This window comes from Vibrio sp. TAP-3B (genome assembly GCF_057784735.1).
The window spans coordinates 542954-563221 of record NZ_CM173495.1 but is presented as its reverse complement, the minus strand read 5'-3'; the positions used below and the strand labels follow the sequence as shown (position 1 = coordinate 563221).

General features: G+C 43.2%; 17 protein-coding genes. 7 read left to right on the top strand and 10 right to left on the bottom strand.

The window, feature by feature from the left end; all coding sequences use genetic code 11:
* Positions 1 to 184 precede the first annotated feature (184 nt).
* Both clpA and clpS read right to left on the bottom strand, forming a co-directional pair.
* Positions 185 to 2452, bottom strand: coding sequence for an ATP-dependent Clp protease ATP-binding subunit ClpA (gene clpA, locus AC3D28_RS02725; RefSeq protein WP_098416016.1), 2268 nt, complete (start codon positions 2450 to 2452; stop codon positions 185 to 187).
* A 47-nt stretch (positions 2453 to 2499) separates the two neighbouring features.
* Positions 2500 to 2820: an ATP-dependent Clp protease adapter ClpS gene (gene clpS, locus AC3D28_RS02720; protein ID WP_098416017.1), complete on the bottom strand. Its 321-nt coding sequence runs from the start codon at positions 2818 to 2820 to the stop codon at positions 2500 to 2502.
* 705 nt (positions 2821 to 3525) lie between these two features.
* Here clpS and cspD point away from each other — a divergent pair.
* Complete coding sequence (gene cspD, locus AC3D28_RS02715; protein ID WP_098416018.1) at positions 3526 to 3744, top strand: cold shock domain-containing protein CspD; 219 nt, start codon at positions 3526 to 3528, stop codon at positions 3742 to 3744.
* 118 nt (positions 3745 to 3862) lie between these two features.
* On the opposite strand, the gene AC3D28_RS02710 is transcribed toward cspD, so the two are convergent.
* Positions 3863 to 6088, bottom strand: a complete 2226-nt coding sequence (locus tag AC3D28_RS02710) for an NADP-dependent isocitrate dehydrogenase (protein ID WP_488535452.1) — start codon at positions 6086 to 6088, stop codon at positions 3863 to 3865.
* A gap of 307 nt (positions 6089 to 6395) precedes the next feature.
* On the opposite strand from AC3D28_RS02710, the gene AC3D28_RS02705 reads away from it, so the two are divergent.
* A complete protein-coding gene (locus AC3D28_RS02705) occupies positions 6396 to 7097 on the top strand; it encodes a pseudouridine synthase (protein WP_488535451.1) in 702 nt (233 codons plus the stop codon).
* A 172-nt stretch (positions 7098 to 7269) separates the two neighbouring features.
* On the opposite strand, the gene AC3D28_RS02700 is transcribed toward AC3D28_RS02705, so the two are convergent.
* Positions 7270 to 7932 (bottom strand): DUF2057 family protein, encoded by a 663-nt coding sequence (locus tag AC3D28_RS02700; RefSeq protein ID WP_488535450.1) that lies wholly within the window; start codon positions 7930 to 7932, stop codon positions 7270 to 7272.
* Between the two features lie 233 nt (positions 7933 to 8165).
* Complete coding sequence (locus AC3D28_RS02695; protein ID WP_488535449.1) at positions 8166 to 9161, bottom strand: porin; 996 nt, start codon at positions 9159 to 9161, stop codon at positions 8166 to 8168.
* Positions 9162 to 9672: 511 nt separating this feature from the next.
* Between AC3D28_RS02695 and dinG the strand changes: the two genes are divergently transcribed.
* The 5 genes from dinG to xthA all read left to right on the top strand — a co-directional run bounded on the left by dinG (position 9673) and on the right by xthA (position 14166).
* Complete coding sequence (gene dinG / locus AC3D28_RS02690; protein ID WP_488535448.1) at positions 9673 to 11748, top strand: ATP-dependent DNA helicase DinG; 2076 nt, start codon at positions 9673 to 9675, stop codon at positions 11746 to 11748.
* Between the two features lie 14 nt (positions 11749 to 11762).
* Positions 11763 to 12545, top strand: coding sequence for a sulfite exporter TauE/SafE family protein (locus tag AC3D28_RS02685; RefSeq protein ID WP_098416024.1), 783 nt, complete (start codon positions 11763 to 11765; stop codon positions 12543 to 12545).
* Positions 12545 to 13090, top strand: a complete 546-nt coding sequence (locus AC3D28_RS02680) for a primosomal replication protein (protein WP_488535447.1) — start codon at positions 12545 to 12547, stop codon at positions 13088 to 13090. The genes AC3D28_RS02685 and AC3D28_RS02680 overlap by 1 nt, the downstream gene beginning before the upstream one ends.
* The gene (rsmS, locus tag AC3D28_RS02675) at positions 13090 to 13257 is read left to right on the top strand and encodes a pleiotropic regulatory protein RsmS (protein ID WP_098416026.1); all 168 of its coding nucleotides are present in this window, start codon (positions 13090 to 13092) and stop codon (positions 13255 to 13257) included. The genes AC3D28_RS02680 and rsmS overlap by 1 nt, the downstream gene beginning before the upstream one ends.
* Before the next feature lie 102 nt (positions 13258 to 13359).
* Positions 13360 to 14166 carry an exodeoxyribonuclease III gene (gene xthA, locus AC3D28_RS02670; protein ID WP_488535446.1) on the top strand — a complete coding sequence of 269 codons (807 nt, stop codon included), beginning with the start codon at positions 13360 to 13362 and terminating at the stop codon, positions 14164 to 14166.
* 94 nt (positions 14167 to 14260) lie between these two features.
* Here the strand turns inward: xthA and AC3D28_RS02665 are convergent, their stop codons facing one another.
* The 5 genes from AC3D28_RS02665 to AC3D28_RS02645 all read right to left on the bottom strand — a co-directional run bounded on the left by AC3D28_RS02665 (position 14261) and on the right by AC3D28_RS02645 (position 20254).
* A complete protein-coding gene (locus AC3D28_RS02665; RefSeq protein ID WP_488535445.1) occupies positions 14261 to 16975 on the bottom strand; it encodes an ImpA family metalloprotease in 2715 nt (904 codons plus the stop codon).
* A gap of 153 nt (positions 16976 to 17128) precedes the next feature.
* Entirely contained in the window at positions 17129 to 17806 is a 678-nt protein-coding gene (locus AC3D28_RS02660; RefSeq protein ID WP_488535444.1) for an ABC transporter permease, read from the bottom strand.
* Between the two features lie 3 nt (positions 17807 to 17809).
* Positions 17810 to 18550 carry an ABC transporter permease gene (locus tag AC3D28_RS02655; RefSeq protein WP_488535443.1) on the bottom strand — a complete coding sequence of 247 codons (741 nt, stop codon included), beginning with the start codon at positions 18548 to 18550 and terminating at the stop codon, positions 17810 to 17812.
* Positions 18551 to 18630: 80 nt separating this feature from the next.
* Positions 18631 to 19401, bottom strand: coding sequence for an ABC transporter substrate-binding protein (locus AC3D28_RS02650; protein WP_179885695.1), 771 nt, complete (start codon positions 19399 to 19401; stop codon positions 18631 to 18633).
* A gap of 82 nt (positions 19402 to 19483) precedes the next feature.
* A complete protein-coding gene (locus tag AC3D28_RS02645) occupies positions 19484 to 20254 on the bottom strand; it encodes an ABC transporter ATP-binding protein (RefSeq protein WP_098416032.1) in 771 nt (256 codons plus the stop codon).
* Positions 20255 to 20268: the final 14 nt, after the last annotated feature.

Genomic DNA, 20268 nt, shown 5'->3' with positions numbered 1-20268 from the left:
ACGTTAATACAAGTTACAGGTACTGGCAAAAACTTGCGGAGCAAAAATCTCGTCCTGCAAACAAGTTACTTATACTTTTATCAAGCTGTTTCATACGGAGATGATGTGAATAGGTAATTAAAAAATGAGTACAAAAAAAGCGTGCGGTATTACTCGCACGCTTTTTTTAATTTGAATCATGCAATTAGTGTATTGCAGTCTCTTTCTCATTTAAGTATTCAAACTTAAGTGTATCGTTAACAAGTGTTACCTTCACAGTACCACCATCAACCAATGACCCAAACAGCAATTCGTTGGCCAACGGCTTCTTAAGCTGCTCTTGGATTACACGTCCCATTGGTCGTGCGCCCATGGCTTTGTCATAGCCTTTATGCGCTAACCAATGACGAGCGTCCTGTGATACCTCCATCGATACACCACGCGCATCCAGTTGAACTTGAAGTTCAACAATAAACTTATCGACAACTTGGTGGATAACACTTTCATCTAGGCTATTAAACCAAATGATGTTATCTAAACGATTTCGGAACTCAGGTGTGAACACCTTCTTAATCACTGCCATCGCATCATGGCTATTATCTTGTTGAATCAAACCAATCGATTTCTTCTCTGTTTCTGCTACCCCGGCGTTAGTCGTCATCACAAGAATCACATTGCGGAAATCTGCTTTGCGACCATTGTTATCCGTCAACGTACCATTATCCATTACTTGCAATAATAGGTTGAAGATATCTGGGTGTGCTTTTTCGATTTCGTCCAAAAGAACGACCGAGTGTGGGTGTTTGATCACGGCATCGGTTAACAACCCACCTTGGTCATAACCCACGTAACCAGGAGGCGCACCAATCAAGCGGCTGACAGAGTGACGCTCGCCATATTCAGACATATCAAAACGCAGTAGCTCAATACCTAGTAACTTCGAAAGCTGCACTGTCACCTCGGTTTTGCCAACTCCTGTAGGACCTGCAAACAAAAATGAGCCAACAGGCTTGTTATCCACACCTAAACCCGCACGTGTCAGTTTGATGGCCTCTGACAGCGCATCAATTGCGTTGTCTTGACCAAATACTAGCATCTTCATCTTGCTATCTAGATTCTTCAAGATATCTTTATCTGAAGAAGAAACCGACTTTTCTGGGATTCGCGCCATTTTGGCAACCATCGCTTCGATATCAGCAACACCAACCGTTTTTTTACGGCGACTAGCCGGAGCAAGACGGCTTCGAGCGCCAGCCTCATCAATGACATCAATGGCTTTATCTGGTAAATGGCGTTCATTGATGTATTTCGCCGAAAGTTCTACCGCAGCACGTAGTGCTTTATTGGTGTAACGTACTTCATGATGAGCTTCATACTTCGGCTTCAAGCCCATCAAAATTTTAGTTGTATCATCCAATGAAGGCTCTACAACGTCAATCTTTTGGAAGCGACGGGACAACGCGCGCTCTTTCTCGAAAATGTTGCTGTATTCTTGATAGGTAGTAGAACCGATACAACGCAATTTACCGCTACTCAACAGTGGCTTGATCAGGTTTGCAGCATCAACTTGCCCACCAGACGCCGCACCCGCACCGATGATAGTATGAATTTCATCGATGAACAGAATCGCATCTTCCTCTTTTTCAAGCTGCTTTAAGATCGCTTTAAAGCGCTTTTCAAAATCACCTCGGTACTTGGTGCCGGCTAGCAGCGAACCAATATCCAAGGAGTAAATCACACTATTTTGAATGACTTCAGGGACCTGTCCTTCTACGATTCTCCAAGCAAGACCTTCCGCGATCGCCGTTTTACCAACCCCTGCTTCACCTACTAACAGAGGGTTATTTTTACGACGACGGCAAAGAACTTGAATCGTACGCTCTAACTCTTTATCACGACCAATAAGTGGGTCGATATTTCCATCTTTCGCTACTTGGTTAAGGTTTGTAGCAAAGCTCTCCAAGCGCTCCTCTGAGTTTGCCTCCTCGACACTTTCTGAACTGAATGAGTCTGAAGAAGGGTCTTCACTTGCACCTGACGCTTTGGTAATACCATGGGAGATAAAGTTAACAATATCTAAACGGGAGATGTCATTTTTCTTTAACAAATAAGCAGCATGCGACTCTTGTTCACTAAAAATAGCAACAAGCACATTTGCACCTGTTACTTCATTTCTACCAGACGACTGTACATGAAACACAGCGCGTTGTAGTACGCGTTGGAAACTTAAGGTCGGCTGAGTTTCACGCGTCTCATCGCTATCAGGGATAAGCGGTGTTGTTTGATCGATGAATATATCAAGCTCGTTGCGCAAAGCGTCAAGATCCGCTTTACAAGCTAGAAGGGCTTCCTGGGCTGCATCATTTTCTAACAATGCAAGTAGGAGGTGTTCGACAGTCATAAACTCATGGCGTTTATTTCTCGCCCGAGCAAATGCACCGTTAAGGCTTGACTCTAGTTCTTTATTTAGCATACGTACCTCCCGAAAAAACAACTTGGGTAGCTCGAGCAAGTCTTCTTCTACGCTTGCTCCATAGTGCAAAGTAGCGGATGTTCATTTTCCCTTGCGTACATCGTCACTTGCGCTACTTTGGTTTCGGCAATTTCCGCGCTATATGTACCGCAGATTGCCTTTCCTTCATAGTGGATCTTAAGCATGATTTGAGTCGCTTTATCAATATCATGTGAAAAGAATCGCTCAAGTACCTCTATGACAAAATCCATAGGTGTATAGTCATCATTGTTGAGTACAACGTTATACAGCTTGGGTGGCTGAACTTTTGTACTTTCTTTCTCCAGAAGATCAGAGTCTGGAGTTACCCATTCAAAATTTTTACTCATGGCAATTCAAAGATATCGTATCAAAGGGTTGATGTTTTTGACCTATAAAAACAATCTAACACAAGCATGCTGTAGGGTGTAGTAGGCGTGGCACCGAATTCGAACTTTGATAGATAAAAGTTACTACCTAATATAAAGATTAATGCACGTCTTACGGGGGCGCAAATAAAAGATTCTTGTCGACAAGCCATAAACTTCTACTCATGAAATACTTACTTTTTTATCATTTTGAATCAGATCAACACTCAAACTAATTCCCTGCCTTAGCTCACACTTCATCACTGAAAATCGGTTGATTATCATACCAACTTCATTTTTATTCAGTCAGATGATTTCACTAGCATAAGCAACTCGAACAGTATGGCTTTTTGACTATCCCCCTCTTTGCAGGCTAATTGACTAAGCCTCGGCGTATACCTAAAAAACTGTTTGGAAAGTTATTGATATCAACTGTGATTCGTTTTCAATTATGTTCCTGTTTGTGGCTTAGGGATATTGACTACATGGTTTCATTGACTACAGTGGAAGGTGTTGATGCATAAATCATCATTTTGGATCAATTTGTTTTAAAGCAGCTTGGTGAATGTGATTTCTCATTAACTAGTAGACGTTTGTTAGCGACCGCTGGCAATGGTAGTACCAAGTTAAAGGTATAACTTGGTTGTTGTAACGAAATCAGTAAAAGATGCATGAGGGATGTAAAGCATGACTACAGGTACAGTAAAGTGGTTTAACAATGCCAAAGGATTTGGATTTATCTGTTCAGAAGAAGAAGAAGGGGATATCTTTGCCCACTACTCAACTATCCAGATGGACGGTTATCGTACACTGAAAGCAGGCCAACAAGTCTCATACGAGGTTGAACAAGGTCCGAAAGGTTGCCACGCAAGCAGCGTCGTACCAATCGAAGGCCAAACCAAATAATCGCTCTCGCAACGTCGATTTCACGTTATGAAGAGAAAAAACAAACCCGCCAGTTAAGCGGGTTTCTTGCTTTTTTAAAGCTTAAAAAACACGCCGCGCCCGACGTGTTCAATCAACGTTATTTGTTGATGATGGCGTTAAACGTTTCGCTAGGGCGCATCACTTTCGAGACAAGTGCCTTATCAAGTAAATAGTACCCACCTAGCTCACCTTTCACGCCCTGAGCATTATTCAGTTCTGCAACAATTTTTTCTTCGTTCTCAGCCAAAGACTTAGCAATTGGTGCAAACTCTGCAGCAAGCTCGGCATCATCAGTTTGCTCTGCTAGCGCTTTCGCCCAGTACAGCGCTAGATAAAAGTGGCTACCACGGTTGTCCAACTCACCCACTTTGCGTGATGGGGACTTATTGTTGTCCAAGAACTCACCCGTCGCTTTATCTAACGTATCCGCCAAGACTTGTGCTTTAGGATTATTTGTTGCAACACTCAGGTGCTCTAACGATGCAGCAAGTGCCAAAAACTCACCCAAAGAGTCCCAGCGAAGGTGGTTTTCTTTTTCGACTTGCTGGACGTGCTTCGGAGCAGAGCCGCCAGCACCTGTTTCAAATAAGCCACCACCGTTCATCAATGGAACGATAGATAGCATTTTAGCAGATGTACCCAACTCTAAAATTGGGAACAAGTCTGTTAGGTAATCACGCAGAACATTACCCGTGACAGAAATCGTATCTAGACCCGCTTTCATGCGCTCTAGTGAGTACTTACAAGCGTCAACAGGAGACATGATCTTAATTTCTAGGCCGTCAGTATCGTGATCAAGTAAGTACGCGTTTACTTTTTTAATTAGCTCAGCATCGTGTGCACGGTTTTCATCTAACCAGAAGACGGCTGGAACACCCGTTGCACGTGCACGTGTAACTGCAAGTTTCACCCAATCTTGGATCGGGGCATCTTTAACTTGGCACATACGGAAGATATCGCCTTCTTCAACCGCTTGCTCTAATAAAACGTTACCCGCTGTATCGACTACGCGAACAATTCCTGTCGAATCGAGGATGAATGTTTTGTCGTGAGAACCATATTCTTCCGCTTTTTGAGCCATTAAACCAACGTTAGGCACGCTACCCATTGTTGTTGGATCAAAGGCACCATGCTCTTTACAGAAGTCGATAACCGCTTGGTAAATACCTGCGTAGCTACGATCAGGAATCATCGCTTTGGCATCTTTCTGCTTACCATCTGGTCCCCACATTTGACCAGAAGAACGAAGCATCGCTGGCATAGAGGCATCAACAATGATGTCACTTGGTACGTGTAAGTTGGTGATACCGCGATCAGAGTCAACCATCGCGAGTTCTGGCTGAGTCTGATAAACGGCTTGAATTGCAGCTTCAATCTCTGCTTTCTGCTCTGCTGGTAGTGTCTCAATTTTCGAGTAAACGTCACCAATGCCATTGTTCACATCAACGCCAAGCTCTTCGAATAGTTTACCGTATTTATCAAATACCTCTTTGTAGTAAACTTTAACAGCATGACCAAAGATAACAGGGTCTGACACCTTCATCATGGTCGCTTTCATGTGTAGTGAAAGAAGCACGTCTTTTGACTTCGCGTCCTCAATCTCTTTTTCGAAAAATTCAACCAGCGCCTTCTTCTTCATTACTGAAGTGTCAATGACTTCTTTATCTAGCAATGGGAAAGCAGATTTCAACTCTTTAACTGCGCCATCATTACCGACGAACTCGATTTTAACCTCTGTTGCGCCAGAGATGGTTGTCGACTTTTCACTACCGAAGAAATCGTCACCCGACATACTTGATACATGTGATTGAGAATCGGCTGACCACGCCCCCATTGAGTGTGGGTTTTTCTTCACGTAGTTCTTAACAGAAAGTGGCGCACGACGGTCTGAGTTACCCTCACGAAGTACTGGGTTAACTGCACTGCCTTTAATCTTGTCGTAAGCCGCTTTGATCGCTTTTTCTTCGTACGTACTTGGCTCGTCTGGATAGTTCGGTAAGTCGTAACCTTTTGCCTGAAGCTCTTTGATTGCGGCTTTTAGCTGGGGGAGTGAAGCAGAAACATTAGGAAGTTTAATGATGTTCGCGTCTGGTGTTTGAGCCAATTCACCAAGCTCTGTGAGCGCATCGCCAATACGCTGCTCTTCTTTTAGATGCTCTGGGAAGTTAGCGATAATTCGACCTGCTAGTGAAATATCACGAGTATCTACATTGATGCCAGACGATGCTGTGAACGATTGAATGATTGGTAGTAATGAATGAGTTGCTAGCGCCGGCGCTTCATCAGTGATGGTGTAGATAATTGTAGGTTTTTCTGTAGGCATGAAATTTCCCTATTTTAATCAACTTGTTGGCTGATCAACTCAGCGTCTGAGTTGGTTTATTGACGCATTGCTGCGCGTTAGCAGTACATTCTTCTTACTAACGCCACATGCGGTTCGCACTCTTTGTTGTCGTTTGAAGCTCTGGGCTCTGAATCCATAAGTGCACTGATATAATTAAACAAATAACACGAAATAGTCTATCATTCTATGCGCGTTTGTTAGTTTTAGGCGCGCAAATCATATCCGATCATAGGAAAACTTAAAACTTTCAAACACAGTTCATTTACATTTTTGTAGGGTAGTTAACATGTCACCTCGTCCAGGCCATGAAAAAGGTCATCGTAATCACCATTCAAAAACCAGCCATTTTAAACGTTCTGCCTCGCGCAGTGGTCAAGAAGTTCTGGCCCCAAAAGGGCGTCACCCTACTCGCTCAACCAGAAATCACAGATCCAAGATCGATCCTAAAGATCGTAAAGTGATTATTTTTAATAAGCCTTACGACACGCTAAGTCAGTTTACTGATGGCGAGGGACGTAAGACTTTAGCAGACTATATTCCTGTCAAAGGCGTCTATGCAGCGGGTCGGTTGGATCGTGACAGTGAAGGCCTAATGGTGCTCACTAATGATGGTGTATTGCAGGCCAAACTAACGCAGCCTAAATCAAAGTCACCGAAAACATATTGGGTACAAGTCGATGGTGCCCCACAAGAAGAAGAGTTAGATAAGCTACGTAAAGGCGTAGAGCTCAAAGACGGTATGACATTACCTGCCCAGGTTGAAATCATGTCAGAGCCAGCGATTTGGGAAAGAACACCTCCGGTTCGATTTCGCGCTAATATACCAACAACTTGGCTTGCCATTACCATTATTGAAGGAAGAAATCGCCAGGTCCGCCGTATGACCGCACACATCGGTTTCCCAACACTACGTCTGGTACGTCACTCAATGGGAAATATTGTTTTAGAGGGTCTTCAGCCAGGAGAATGGAAAGAAATCACTCTCTAGAATAAAGCGAGATAAAAAAACATAAAATCAGACAAGCGTCTGGTTTTATGTTTTCTCGTTGGCAATAAACCCAAATAACTCAAAACAACCCTAAAAGAACCTGTAATGACACTTTGTTCGTTGCTTTGACGCCATATCTACGGTGTATATTGAAGTCATTTAGGTATAACAACTATTGTTGTTTAATCCATTTTTTAAATTCTTGACGCTCCGTATCAGACATTTCTAGATAAGCAATCTTTGCTTTAGTCATAGAGGACGTCACTTGGCGGTTATCGTGGTTCACACCACCAGCTTCAATCAATTCATTTGTAGATAAGTCCACTTTGCTGCCATTTACAAAATAGATGCCATTGGCTTGATTGTACTCCAAGAGTTGCTCATCAAGGTTTGAGTACGGGAAGGCTCCTTTCTTACCTAGCATTTTGTGTTGAGTGTATTTGATCGACTGGCCATTGAGGTTCACTTTCCAGTCCATTTTATCTTGCTCAAATAGCTTCTCTGCTTGGCGCTCCTTTCTAAACGCAGGCATGTCGATATAAAGCTTACCTGCTCCGAGATCCAAATCGATAATATACGGTGCCGACTTCACTTGAGTGCGTTTATCTCCGCGACCAATGCCTTTATTAACTCTCACTACCAGTTGGTTATACCCTTCTGTTACAGTCAAAGGGGTATTCCACTCATCCGCCGCGATACCATTCACAAACAAAACCTCAACACCTTGCGCTGTGGTTACAACGGCTGACATCTTAACTTCATTCGTCGTTTCTGCATTCACTGCTGTCCCCATAAAAGCAAAAGCGAATAGCGTTAGCCAAGTCTTTAATTTCATTTCTTAATAACCTTCAAATCAGTGAAATCCATCAGTTTAAGGAATTCGATACGGAAAACCATCATTTTCTAACGAGCGTAGACGTCCTCTCAATAAAAAACCGAGCAGCACGCTCTCAACATAAAAACGCATACTATGGTCTTACATTTTGTATGATAAACATTCGCATATTCATCATACAAAAAAGGCCGCAAATCTGCGGCCTTTGACTGTATTAATCTAAATACTAGATATTAGAACGTGTAGTAAACACCGGCTAATACTAGAGTATCTTTGTCAGCTTGGAAGTCTGTTCCGTTTACTTCTACCTTACCAGCTAGGTCATCTTCCTTCACTGAGTACTCAAGGAATGCTAGCAGATTGCTAGTTAATGCGTAATCAGTACCTACCGTGTAGTAGTTACCCTCTGCATCGTTATCACCGTCTGTAAAGCCGAATGACGTGTATAGACGAGCTTCGTTCATTTGGTAAGACGCTGATGCTGCGATTGTATCAAGGTCGTTGCTGTTCTTCTCTTCAAGGATGTAAGCAACTGCGGCTGCGAAGTTATCCATATTAAAGCGAGCTGACGCACCCATAACGCTGTATTCAGAGTTATTATTTTCACCCTGATCTTGGTAAGTAGCACCAACTGTGAACAGGTCGTTGATTGCGTATTGAGCAGATAAACCGAACGCTGTATCAACATCTTCATCTTGATTTAGGTAAGTGTCAGCAATAACAGTCAGGTTGTCGAAGCTACCTTTTACAGATACTGCATGGCCATCGCTTTCTAAAATGTTTAAAAAGTCATCAGCATAACCGTAACCTTCGTTAGTGTTGTCGATAGTGATTGCGTCTAGAGAATCACCGAAGTCACCAACTTCACCAAGTGCTACACCCCAGTTTTCACCGAAGTTCGCGCCAAAGTATAGATCGTCTGTGCTTACAGAGTAGTTGTCATCGCCATAGCCAAAGCCGTTACCATTTTCGATTTCAAAAGAACCAAATACAGTAACATCGTTGCTGACTTTATGTTGAGCATCTACTTGAACTTTTGCCCATAGGTCAACGTCTGCATCAGCTTTCTTTGTCTCACCATTTACTAAGTCTGCTTTTTTGGTGCTTAGGTAATTATCGATTTCACCTTTAAGATTGAACGCTGTAGTACCGTCGTCGTAGATGTTGCCTGCTGCTAGTGCAGATGTAGAGATGCCTGCAACCGCTAGTGCTAATAGAGTTTTTTTCATAATAAATCCACTGCCTTTTCTTAGTTCGGGATATCCTTGTCCGGTTCCCTTTTTATATGTTTGAGTTAGAGCGTTAACAAAAGGTTACGCACCCCTTCTCAAAATCTTGGCGTAGAGTGCAAAAGATTATTCTGCCTGTCAAACTCCCTAAACATCAATATAAAAAAATAAAAATACAAATAAAAAACAAACACTTAGATGATTTACCTTTATTTATGCGACGAACATCTAAACAATTACTTAGCTTTGCAGTAATTAACATAAAGCTTAATAACTAAAACTTTACACCAAAACCAATCAAAAAAATAAATTTATAAGGGATATTATTTGGCAAAAATGGCTATTTTGAAGTTTTATATTTTTCACGTAGTGAAATTAATTTCATTTAGATAAGGTTCAATGTTTTTTTGTGAAGAAGATCTATTTTCCTCAGAAAAGCATTCCGTTTTGTGAACTACTGAACATCTAGTGATGTGTGCTACTATTCGCCTCCAACGCATTTGAGGCTCGTATGCTGACCAGTAACATTCAAAAATCGATTCGTAATAGCTATCAAAACCTGCAAGATCAACTTGATAACTTTGTTCCAAGAAGAGCACAAAACTATCTTGTCGCTGAAATCGCAAAAACGCTTTGTGGTCAGTATCATAAATCCAACCGAGTACTGGTTGCAGAAGCAGGAACAGGGATCGGCAAGTCACTCTCCTATTTGATGGCCGTCATTCCTATTGCTGTTCATAACAATAGAAAGGTGGTCATCTCAACAGCGACTGTCGCCCTACAAGAACAGCTTATCAATAAAGATCTTCCTTTATTTCGTCGAATTACCGACCAAGAATTCTCATTTATTTTGGCGAAGGGCCGCCAACGTTATTGCTGTGCGGAAAAGCTTGCGACAGCCAGTGGGGTTGATGGTGGCCAGCTCGCGATGTTCGAAACGAAACCCAAGAAAAAAGACCTCGATTTACTAGAAACAATGTATCGTTCTCTTGCCCAAGGTAAGTGGGATGGTGATCGCGACTCATGGCCAAAACCGATTGACGATAAACTATGGCAGCTGATCGTCAGCGACAAGCACAGTTGCAACAACAGTTTACCTGGGCATCGTGGTTGCCCATTTCAAAAAGCACGCTCAGAACTTGATAAAAATGATGTCATCATTGCAAACCACTCGTTAGTGATGGCAGATGCTGATTTAGGTGGCGGCGTCATTTTGCCAGAGCCTGAAAATACCATGTACGTTTTTGATGAAGCCCATCACCTACCACATGTCGCACGCGATCATGCATCCGCCTCTGCAAGTCTAAAAGGCGCTGCAGCTTGGTTAGAGAAGCTGAATCAATCGATTAGTAAATTTTCTTCTCTGGCCGATGAAAAACGCGTGGTTCGATTCCGTAATGATCTACAAGAATCCGTTCAAAGTCTCATCCCTGCGTTGAATCAACTGACCAAACAATTCGACCCCGAACATTTTGAGGAAAAAGTTTTTCGATTTGAACACGGTGAACTACCCTCTTGGCTAGAAAACCAATCGAAAGAACTAAAACAATCAAGCAAAAAAGCGAACCAAAGTGTAGTTAAAATCTCCGAGCTGATTGCAGAAAGAGTAAAAGATGGTGAACTGTCAACCAAGCTTGCAGAATCCGCACTCGCCGAATTAGGTTTTTATATTCAGCGATTGGATAACCTGGCGCAAGTATGGCACTTGATGGCTGAACCCACTCGCGAAAAAGGCGCGCCTTTAGCGAGATGGTTAGAGGTGCACCCAGACCGTGAAGGTGACTTCATTGTTAGTGTCTCTCCACTTGAAGTAGGATGGCAACTCGACCAAAAAATTTGGAGCCGTTGCATTGGCGCGGTATTAGTGTCCGCGACAATGCGCGCCTTGAACTCTTTCCATTACTTCTGCCATCAAGTTGGCATTGATGGCAAACCAGAATCTGGCACGCAATTTTTGGCACTGGCTTCACCGTTTGACTATCAAAATCAAGCAGAACTGCTCATACCAGCAATGAAGTATGAACCACCAGCACCTCAATTTACTGAATATCTTATCGATATATTGCCTAAGTACTTGGAAGACAAGAAGGCTAACTTGGTATTATTCTCCTCCTATTGGCAAATGAACCAAGTAGCGAAAGCTCTCTCTTCAGGGTTCATTAAGCAAGGTTGGGCTTTGCAAGTCCAAGGCGAAAGTTCTCGTCAAGAAATCATCAAAAAACATAAAAAACTAATCGAATCAAATAAAACCAGCATCCTATTTGGTACTGGTAGTTTCTCTGAAGGGTTAGATTTGCCTGGTGAACTGCTTGAAAACTTGGTGATTACTAAGATTCCATTTGGTGTCCCGACCTCTCCTGTCGAACAGGCTCATTCTGAGTATATCGAAAAGAAAGGCGGCAATCCGTTTATGCAAATCACGGTACCAGACGCGAGTAAAAAGCTGATTCAGAGCGTAGGTCGATTACTGCGCAAGGAACGAGATTCTGGTAGAGTAACAATCCTTGATCGACGCCTAGTGACAAAACGCTACGGACAAGCCTTACTCGACTCACTGCCTCCATTTAAACGTAAAATAGAACATTAGAAGAAACACCATTTATGGAAATGATTGAGCCAACCATGCTGTTGGTGTTGGCGCTTGTCGCTTTTATTGCTGGATTTATTGATGCGGTTGCAGGCGGTGGCGGCATGCTAACGGTACCTGCGTTACTATCCTTGGGCTTACCGCCTCATATCGCCCTAGGAACGAACAAGTTAGCGGCAACATTTGCCTCTTCAACTGCAGCATTTACTTACTACAAAAAACGCTTGTTTCGACCTCAATGTTGGCGGAGAGCTTTTGTTGCAACCCTGATCGGGGCCGCCTTGGGGACTCTTTTTGTGGATGCGATCAGCACTGACTGGTTAGAGAAGGTATTGCCTCTGATTATCTTAGCGGCTGCGCTTTATACGGTGTTTCATAAAACACCGAAGTCGACGCACCAAAGCCCAACGCCAGAGCCATGCCCCTTACTCAATAGAAAACAGTACTTGCAAGGTTTTTCAATTGGCTTTTATGATGGCTTAGCGGGTCCTGGTACTGGTGCATTTTGGACGGTCAGCTCCATGGCTCTTTATCGCCTCAATATCCTGCTGGCTTCAGGATTAGCAAAATCGATGAATTTTACCAGTAACTTTACGTCACTGATCACTTTTGCTGCTCTTGGGCACATCAATTGGATGCTAGGCTTAACGATGGGCGTCTGCTTAATGGCTGGAGCGTTTGTTGGAGCACACTCTGCTATTCGCTTTGGCTCAAAGTTCATTCGTCCTGTGTTTGTTACTGTCGTCAGCGTACTTGCCATTAAATTGGCTTATGACGCATGGTTTGTAGGTTTTTAATGAATATTGCTCAGCTTTCCGAACATTTAGAACAAATGGCGAAACAAGCCGCGATACTTGATCGCCAAAGAGGCGAACATCATGTATCACTTTTTGATGAGCGTCTGTTTCATTGTCGTTCTCGATTATTAACGCCTTGTGTAAAAGAAGCAAAATCAACATTGAATGCCATCATCCGTGAACAAGAGGAAGAGAAGCTAACGGCTTTACGTGCTGAATACCTCACAGAACGGTTAGTCGCACAGATCGGTGCAATACAACGGGAAATCTCAACCACGAAAATTCGTAAGAACGAGATCAAACATAGCAGCCACTTTCGAAAACCAATCAATGTGTTATACCAAGAACTCGCTCAACACCAAGAGTGGGCAAGGCGCTTGCGAGAGATGGTTTTAGAAAAAGAACGGGCTGTAGAAACGTCACCAAGTTTTATCCGAGCTGAAGCGCAAAAGACCTTGCTAGCCACAGAACAACGACTGGCACGTTGCGAAGCCGCTTTGCTCAAACTTGAAAACCAAATCACTCACAGAGAAAAACATCAATAATGTCAGATCAACCTATCTCCCCTCTTGATGAAGCCCCAGAAGAAATCAAACTGGCTGTCGATTTAATCTATTTGCTTGAATCTAACGACATTACTCCTGAAGCGGCCCTTAATGCATTAAAAATTGTGCAATCGGATTTAGAAAACAAAATAAAAGCTAAGCAGTAAAGTCTCTACATTCTCCCCTCTCTTCTTTCGTTGAGAATCATTTGCAGTGCAAACGTGCAGTGATACCATCCATAAAAAGTATGCCCTTAATAAGGATAAAAAATGAAAGTAATCAGCTTTAACATCAATGGTCTTCGTGCACGACTGCACCAACTCCAAGCGCTTATCGATAAACACCAACCTGATGTTATCGGCCTCCAAGAAATTAAAGTTCACGATGACGCGTTCCCGATTCAAGATGTCGAAGCCATGGGTTACAAAGTGTATTTTCACGGTCAGAAAGCGCATTACGGTGTAGCGATGCTTTGTAAACAAGAGCCAATCAGCGTACAAAAAGGGTTTCCGACCGATAATGAAGAACATCAAAAACGCATGATTATGGCAACGTTTGAAGATGATAATGGTGGCAAGGTTACGGTTCTTAATGGTTACTTCCCTCAAGGGGAGAACATCAGTCACGAGACTAAATTCCCTTACAAGCGCCAGTTCTATAAAGATTTGATGACTTATTTAAACGATCACCATAGCAATGATGAACAGTTAATCGTGATGGGCGATATTAATATCAGCTCTATTGATGCTGATATTGGCATTGGTGAACTAAACCGTAAACGCTGGTTAAAAACCGGTAAGTGTTCGTTCCAACCTGAAGAACGTGAATGGCTGAAAACCTTGTTAGATTGGGGCTTTGTGGACACTTTCCGCCAGCTATACCCACAAGTTAATGATCGTTTCTCATGGTTTGACTACCGTTCACGCGGCTTTGATGACAACCGTGGCCTACGGATCGACGTCATTTTAGCGACCCCTTCCCTAGCGCAAAAATGCATTGAATCTGGTATCGACTATGAGCTCCGTGGCATTGAAAAGCCTTCCGACCACGCCCCAATTTGGTCGACATTCAAATAGTACATAGCTATAGGTTGGTTCATTGCATTGCTAACCTCTAGTAAAAAGGGAGACAATGTCTCCCTTTTTGTGTCTGCTAAATAGCTGTTTGAATTTAGTTAAGTGGCCAAGGCGCTTGACCGTCGATAACGACTGGTATTTGAGCAAATTCATTCAAACAGTAGCCAGTATTACTACTTGCAAAGTAAGTGAGAGGCATTGGCGGTAGATTCAGCGCCACAACCTGCTGTTTTGCTTTTTCCGAGAAAGAGAAGCCCCACATATCTAAATAGCTCGTCATATCTCGCTGAGCAACGGAACTCAGAGCAATAAGCAACCAATCATTGTTTGAGATGCTGTTTGCCTCCTCACGAGAGTAATTGGCGAAACCAATACTCCATCGTCTCTCATTCCAAAGCGCATCATCCGATTTTAAGCGGTTAAACTCACGCTCGATCAGGTGCAATCGCGCCAATAAATGCCAACCATTTTGCAGTTCGCCTTCGTACTGCGTCGCCATCATCATTTGAATATAAACACGAACGCCCCAACTCCAACTGGTTTGATTTTTCTCTGCCATATGCGCATTTGGATCCGCTTGGGTTCGGCTAGATTGCAGTAGTTCAAACTGGCCTTTGAAGTCCAAGCTTTGGCAAGTTGAAACTTTCCCCGTATTCTGGAAGAAACGAGACTTACTATAATAAGAGTAATAGTTAGTCGTTGAGTGCCCTTCCCAACCAGAAAATCGGAATCGACCTTTTTCTAAGCCATGACCTAGCTCATGTAAATCACCGTGACCAAGCGGGCTGAATGCCCAATATGCATCATATGGGTTGCCAGAACAGCCGTAGCCACATGTTGCTTGGTCAGCATTCATATGCTTCACCATATCAATGTTAGCGATTTCCCAGCCTTGATTTTTGGCATATTGGATAATTTCTGGAACTTCATTGATACCCGGCCCTTGGAAACCAGCTAGCACATGTGGGTAATTGTGGGCATACTCTTCTGTCGCAAGCGCCATTGCGGCTGGTGTCGACCACGTTGCATCGTTAACAGATTCAAGCATTTTGTCTCGCTTAGCGTGCACTTCAAATCCAGGCGTGATCAACTCAGCCCAATCGAACAAGTTTGCCTCAAGCTGTTGAATAAACGTATCGTTGTTCTTCGCACTTCTCCATACTGGATGTTGCGCTACATGGCTAAATGTTAGCTCTACTGGCACATCATTGTTGTCAAAGTGAACTTGGATCGGCCCACCATAAGGTGAAGTTAGAGTGATGGCTTCACCCAGCTTCACTTCATAGGCGAATGAAGTCAGCATTTTTGGTCGAGTGTAACCATCTTTGCTGAACTCATGAGTTGCGCCACTTCTTAAGCTGTTAATGACAATTTTGGTCGTCACATCATTGCTGTCATTACGTGTGACCGTAAAGGTTTCCCCGGGAAGCGCATACACACCAGCGGAGCGGAAGTTACGCTTTGATTCCATATTAATCGTAGCACTGATTCTCTTCACTTCAGAGCCAAACTCACTGCGACTGAAGTTACCCATATTTGGCTGTTTGGGATTAACGTTTCGGCTGTTGTATTGCACGTAATCGGCAAAGTATGACTTCAGGAACTCGGTCGTTTCAGTTGATTGCTTGTCCATTGGGAATGTTATCGTTTGACGATAATGATCCGCCAGCAACACCATAAGTTTTTCGTATTGGTAGCCGTCTTGGTCAAACAATGAGAGCTTTTGTTCATCATGCTTTTTCAGCCACTGCCGAATACTGTTTGCTCCAGCATAAAATTGACCATCCATATTCGCAGTATCAGGGCAAGATTTATCATCGCACTGTGACAAGTCAACATTGAAATTTTGAGATTCAAAACGAGACAACAACGCTTGTTGCGTAACCACAGAATCCGGCACAACGTTCATTAAGGATGAAGGCGCCCAATCGACTAAGCCTAACTTACGCCAGTAATTATCTCCCACGTAATCAACATGAAGTCTTTCCAAAACGTCTCGACCAAGCTCAGTTAATCCGCCATCCCAATGCAGATAGAGAACAGGAATTTTGGCTTGCTCAGCGTAAGACAGCGCATCCAGCACCTGCTGGTTGCTGTCTCCTGAGCGCAGATGTTGCGACAAAATCAACAAGTTCGGTGTATTCGTCTTCAAACAGCTAAGTAGCTTCGAACCATCACACTGATTAACATCGTTAACATCCAACTCTTGTGAAATATTATCTTTTAGCCAATTGCGCGTGGCTTGCTCATCAGGGAAGTAGTGAGACTGATCCATTTGCGCAATCACGACGTTTGATGTCGAGCCGTTAGAAAGCCAAGTAACTAGGTTATTTAACCATTGAGTCATCGCTGCATTAGAAGAATCAGGAAAACGTTGCTTGGTGCGAAATGGGTTACTACCTAATACCGCGTAACGTTGACCGTTGGTCTGCTCTCCTGCAACGCCAATTGACAAGGTTTGGTCTTTGTAACCGCTTGCCATTGCCTTATTAGTCATCAAAATCGTGCTGTTGAATCCATACTTAGGTGCCAAAATCGCAGCATCATGAGTCGGATCCCAATACAAACCAGATAGTTTTTTCGCGATAGCGGATTTAATCGCGTTAGCCTGCTTTTTATGTGCTTCGACGACCTGACGACTTTTGCGGATGAAATCGTTCGGTTCAGAAACGAATAGTGCATTGCCAGTTTCCAACGCTTGTTGAACTGGCGTTGGCGTTGGTTTTACTTGGGTATTTGATTGTGACTCTCCCCCACCACATCCAGTGGCGATGGCGGCAAAGCCCAACGATAGAATTGTTTTTTTCACTTTTACTCACTAAACAATGGGTTTATCCAAGTTTAATGTAAATACTCTAGGTAAAGAAATTGTCTTTTAGATCAAATAGAAAAGTAGGGATGAAGGTATCAAAATGAAGGTGTAAAAAGTGGCACCTCTATAGGTACCATTTTAAATCAATGACTAACTGAGTGGGCGAAGATATGCCAGAAATCGTTTTTCTGCGAGTTTAAAGCACCATAATATAATAAAGGTCAGTGCCATGTAGAAAAGCCCCGCTGTCAGAAAAGACTCGAATGGGGCGTAATAACGTGAATTTACTAAGCGCGCAGCTCCAGTTAGGTCCATAATAGTAACGATACCCGCGACCGCACTACCGTGCAGCATGAAAATAACTTCATTCGAATAAGCAGGCAATGCTCTACGTAGGGCGCTTGGTAAGATAATACGCTTATATGTCATAAACCTACTCATCCCATATGCTTTGGCTGCCTCTACCTCACCTTTTGACAAACCATTAATCGCACCGCGAATAATTTCTGCAGTATAGGCCGAGGTATTAAAGATAAAGACAACCAACGCACAAAACCACGCGTTTTCCCATAATGTATCTTTTACTGGAAAAAATTGGTCCATACCGTAATAAATCAAATACAACTGAACCAATAGTGGCGTACCACGGAAAAAATAAATGAAACCCCAAGAAGGCAAACTCAGTAAGTAGTTAGTGCTATTGCGTGCAACGGCTAGCGGAATAGAGACACACAAGCCAACCACCAGCGCTAACCCCACCAACCAAACGGTCGTCCAGAGCCCTTGGAGGTAGATTGGCAAACTTTCGATTATCAAAGAAAAATCCATGACTTACCTCGCATGAATACTGAACTTGCGCTCAACAAGTTTAAGTAAACCTGTAGAAACGCTGGTAAATAATAGGAAGATAAGCGCAACTGCCATGTAAAAGGTAAACGGCATTTTCGTCGTCCCAGCGGCCAAAGAACTTATTCTCACCATGTCATCTAAACCAATGATAGAAACTAACGCCGTGGTTTTAAGCAGTACTAACCAGTTATTCCCAAACCCAGGCAATGCATGACGGATCATCTGAGGTAACAAAATTCTTCTAAACGATAAAATAGAGCTCATGCCATAAGCTTTTGCGGCTTCTAGCTCGCCTTTATCAACCGCCATAATTGCGCCGCGAAATGTTTCTGCCATGTAGGCACCAAAAATAAAGCCTATGGTGATCACCCCAGCGATAAACGGACTGACGTCAATATAATCGGGCAAGTAAGAAGTCCATTCATGGTTTGGATCACTAGAAGAAAACCACTCGTTGAGCGTTTCGTTGATAGAGTAAAGGCTGTTGTTTAACAGTATTTGCCCACCAAAGAAAATCAGCATCATCAGAACTAAGTCCGGAATCCCCCTAATTATGGTGGTGTAAAGAGTCGCAATCGCTCTGGCCCACTTGTATGGTGCTAACTTAGCTAACGCGCCGGCCATACCCAGAATGACAGCAAGCAGAAGGGAAAGTACAGCGACTTCTATGGTTACCAAAGCCCCTTTTAGGATGGAGGCTTCATATCCTTGTAAATCCAGCATAGGTGAGTTCCTAATCCCTAAAACTCAAAATCGACCGTTGACTACTTCTAGGAACAAGCCAACGGCCGTTTAATTACGGTTTATTCACCGTAAACATCGTAGTTAAAGTATTTACCTGCAATTTCTTGGTAAACCCCTTTCTCACGTAGTGACAATATCGCCGCATCAAGCTTTTTCGTTAAATCTTTATCTTGTTTACGGACGGCAATACCAAAGCCCTCACCAAACCATTTAGGATCAGTGAGTGACGGGCCAACAAATTCGTACGCTTCACCCCCCGCCTTATTAAGTACACCTTCTTCTAAAGCAGATGCATCACCCAGCACTGCAACAACTCGTCCACTAGCAAGATCTAGGTAAGCTTCATCAAAAGATCCATAACGAACGACCTCAACTTTGTCACCGTAGTTGTCTGTGAGGTATTTGTCGTGAGTCGTCGCGCGTTGCACTGCGATTTTCTTACCATCTAGGTTATCAAAGTCTAGGTTCGCACCTTTTTTAGCGATAAATTTGTTTGGAATAAGCGCGTATTTCCCCGTGAAATCCACTTTCTTCTTACGTTCTGTGGTAATAGACATGGCAGCAATAATCGCGTCGTACTTTCTCGCAAGTAGTGACGGTATGATGCCATCCCAATCTTGAGCAACAATTTTGCATTTAACTTGCATCTCTTCACAAAGAGCATTCGCCATGTCGACGTCAAAGCCTTGTAGAGATCCATCTGTTTCTGTCCAGCTAAAAGGAGGGTAAGCACCTTCAATGCCGAAGCGAATCGTTTTCCATTCTTTCGCTTGAGCGACCCCTGATATTGCCGTTGCAGCCAATGTTGCTGCTAATAACCACTTTTTCATTTCCATACTCCTGTGATTGCTATTTTATTGGTTTTGTTTGTTGTGTTGGCTTAGGTGGCAAAAGCCTGCCGCCTGAAGAATATTAATAGATAGAGGAAATAAACTGTTGTAATCGTTCTGAATCTGGTTCTGTAAACAGCTTAGCTGGTTTTCCCTGCTCTTCCACTAAACCCTGATGCAGAAACATCACATGATTAGAGACGTCGCGAGCAAACGCCATCTCATGCGTGACAACCAGCATCGTTCTTCCTTCATCTGCCAAATCTCTCATTACTCCTAGCACTTCCCCAACAAGTTCCGGATCTAGTGCTGAGGTTGGTTCATCAAATAACATGACTTCAGGATCGACTGCCAATGCTCGAGCAATGGCGGCACGCTGTTGCTGACCACCAGATAGATGTCCAGGGTAATAATCTTTACGCTCATACAGGCCCACTTTCTTAAGTAATGCCTCTGCATTTTCAATCGCTTGGGCTTTTGCTATCCCAAGAACATGAATAGGAGCTTCGATGACATTTTCTAGTACAGTGAGATGCGACCAAAGATTAAACCCTTGAAACACCATCGCAAGACGAGAACGAATGCGTTGCACTTGCTTTTCGTTGTCAGGTACAGATTCACCAGCACGATTATTCTTCATTTGGATAAGCTCACCGTTCACCCAAATTTCACCTGCAGTTGGTGTTTCTAATAAATTGATACATCGAAGGAAGGTACTCTTACCAGAACCGGAAGAGCCAATGATGGAGATAACATCCCCTTTGTGTGCGGAAAGAGAAATTCCCTTAAGAACTTCATTTTGTCCAAATGTTTTGTGCAGGTCTTTTATATCTAGCGCTGGTACATCATTCATGCGCCCTACTCCCT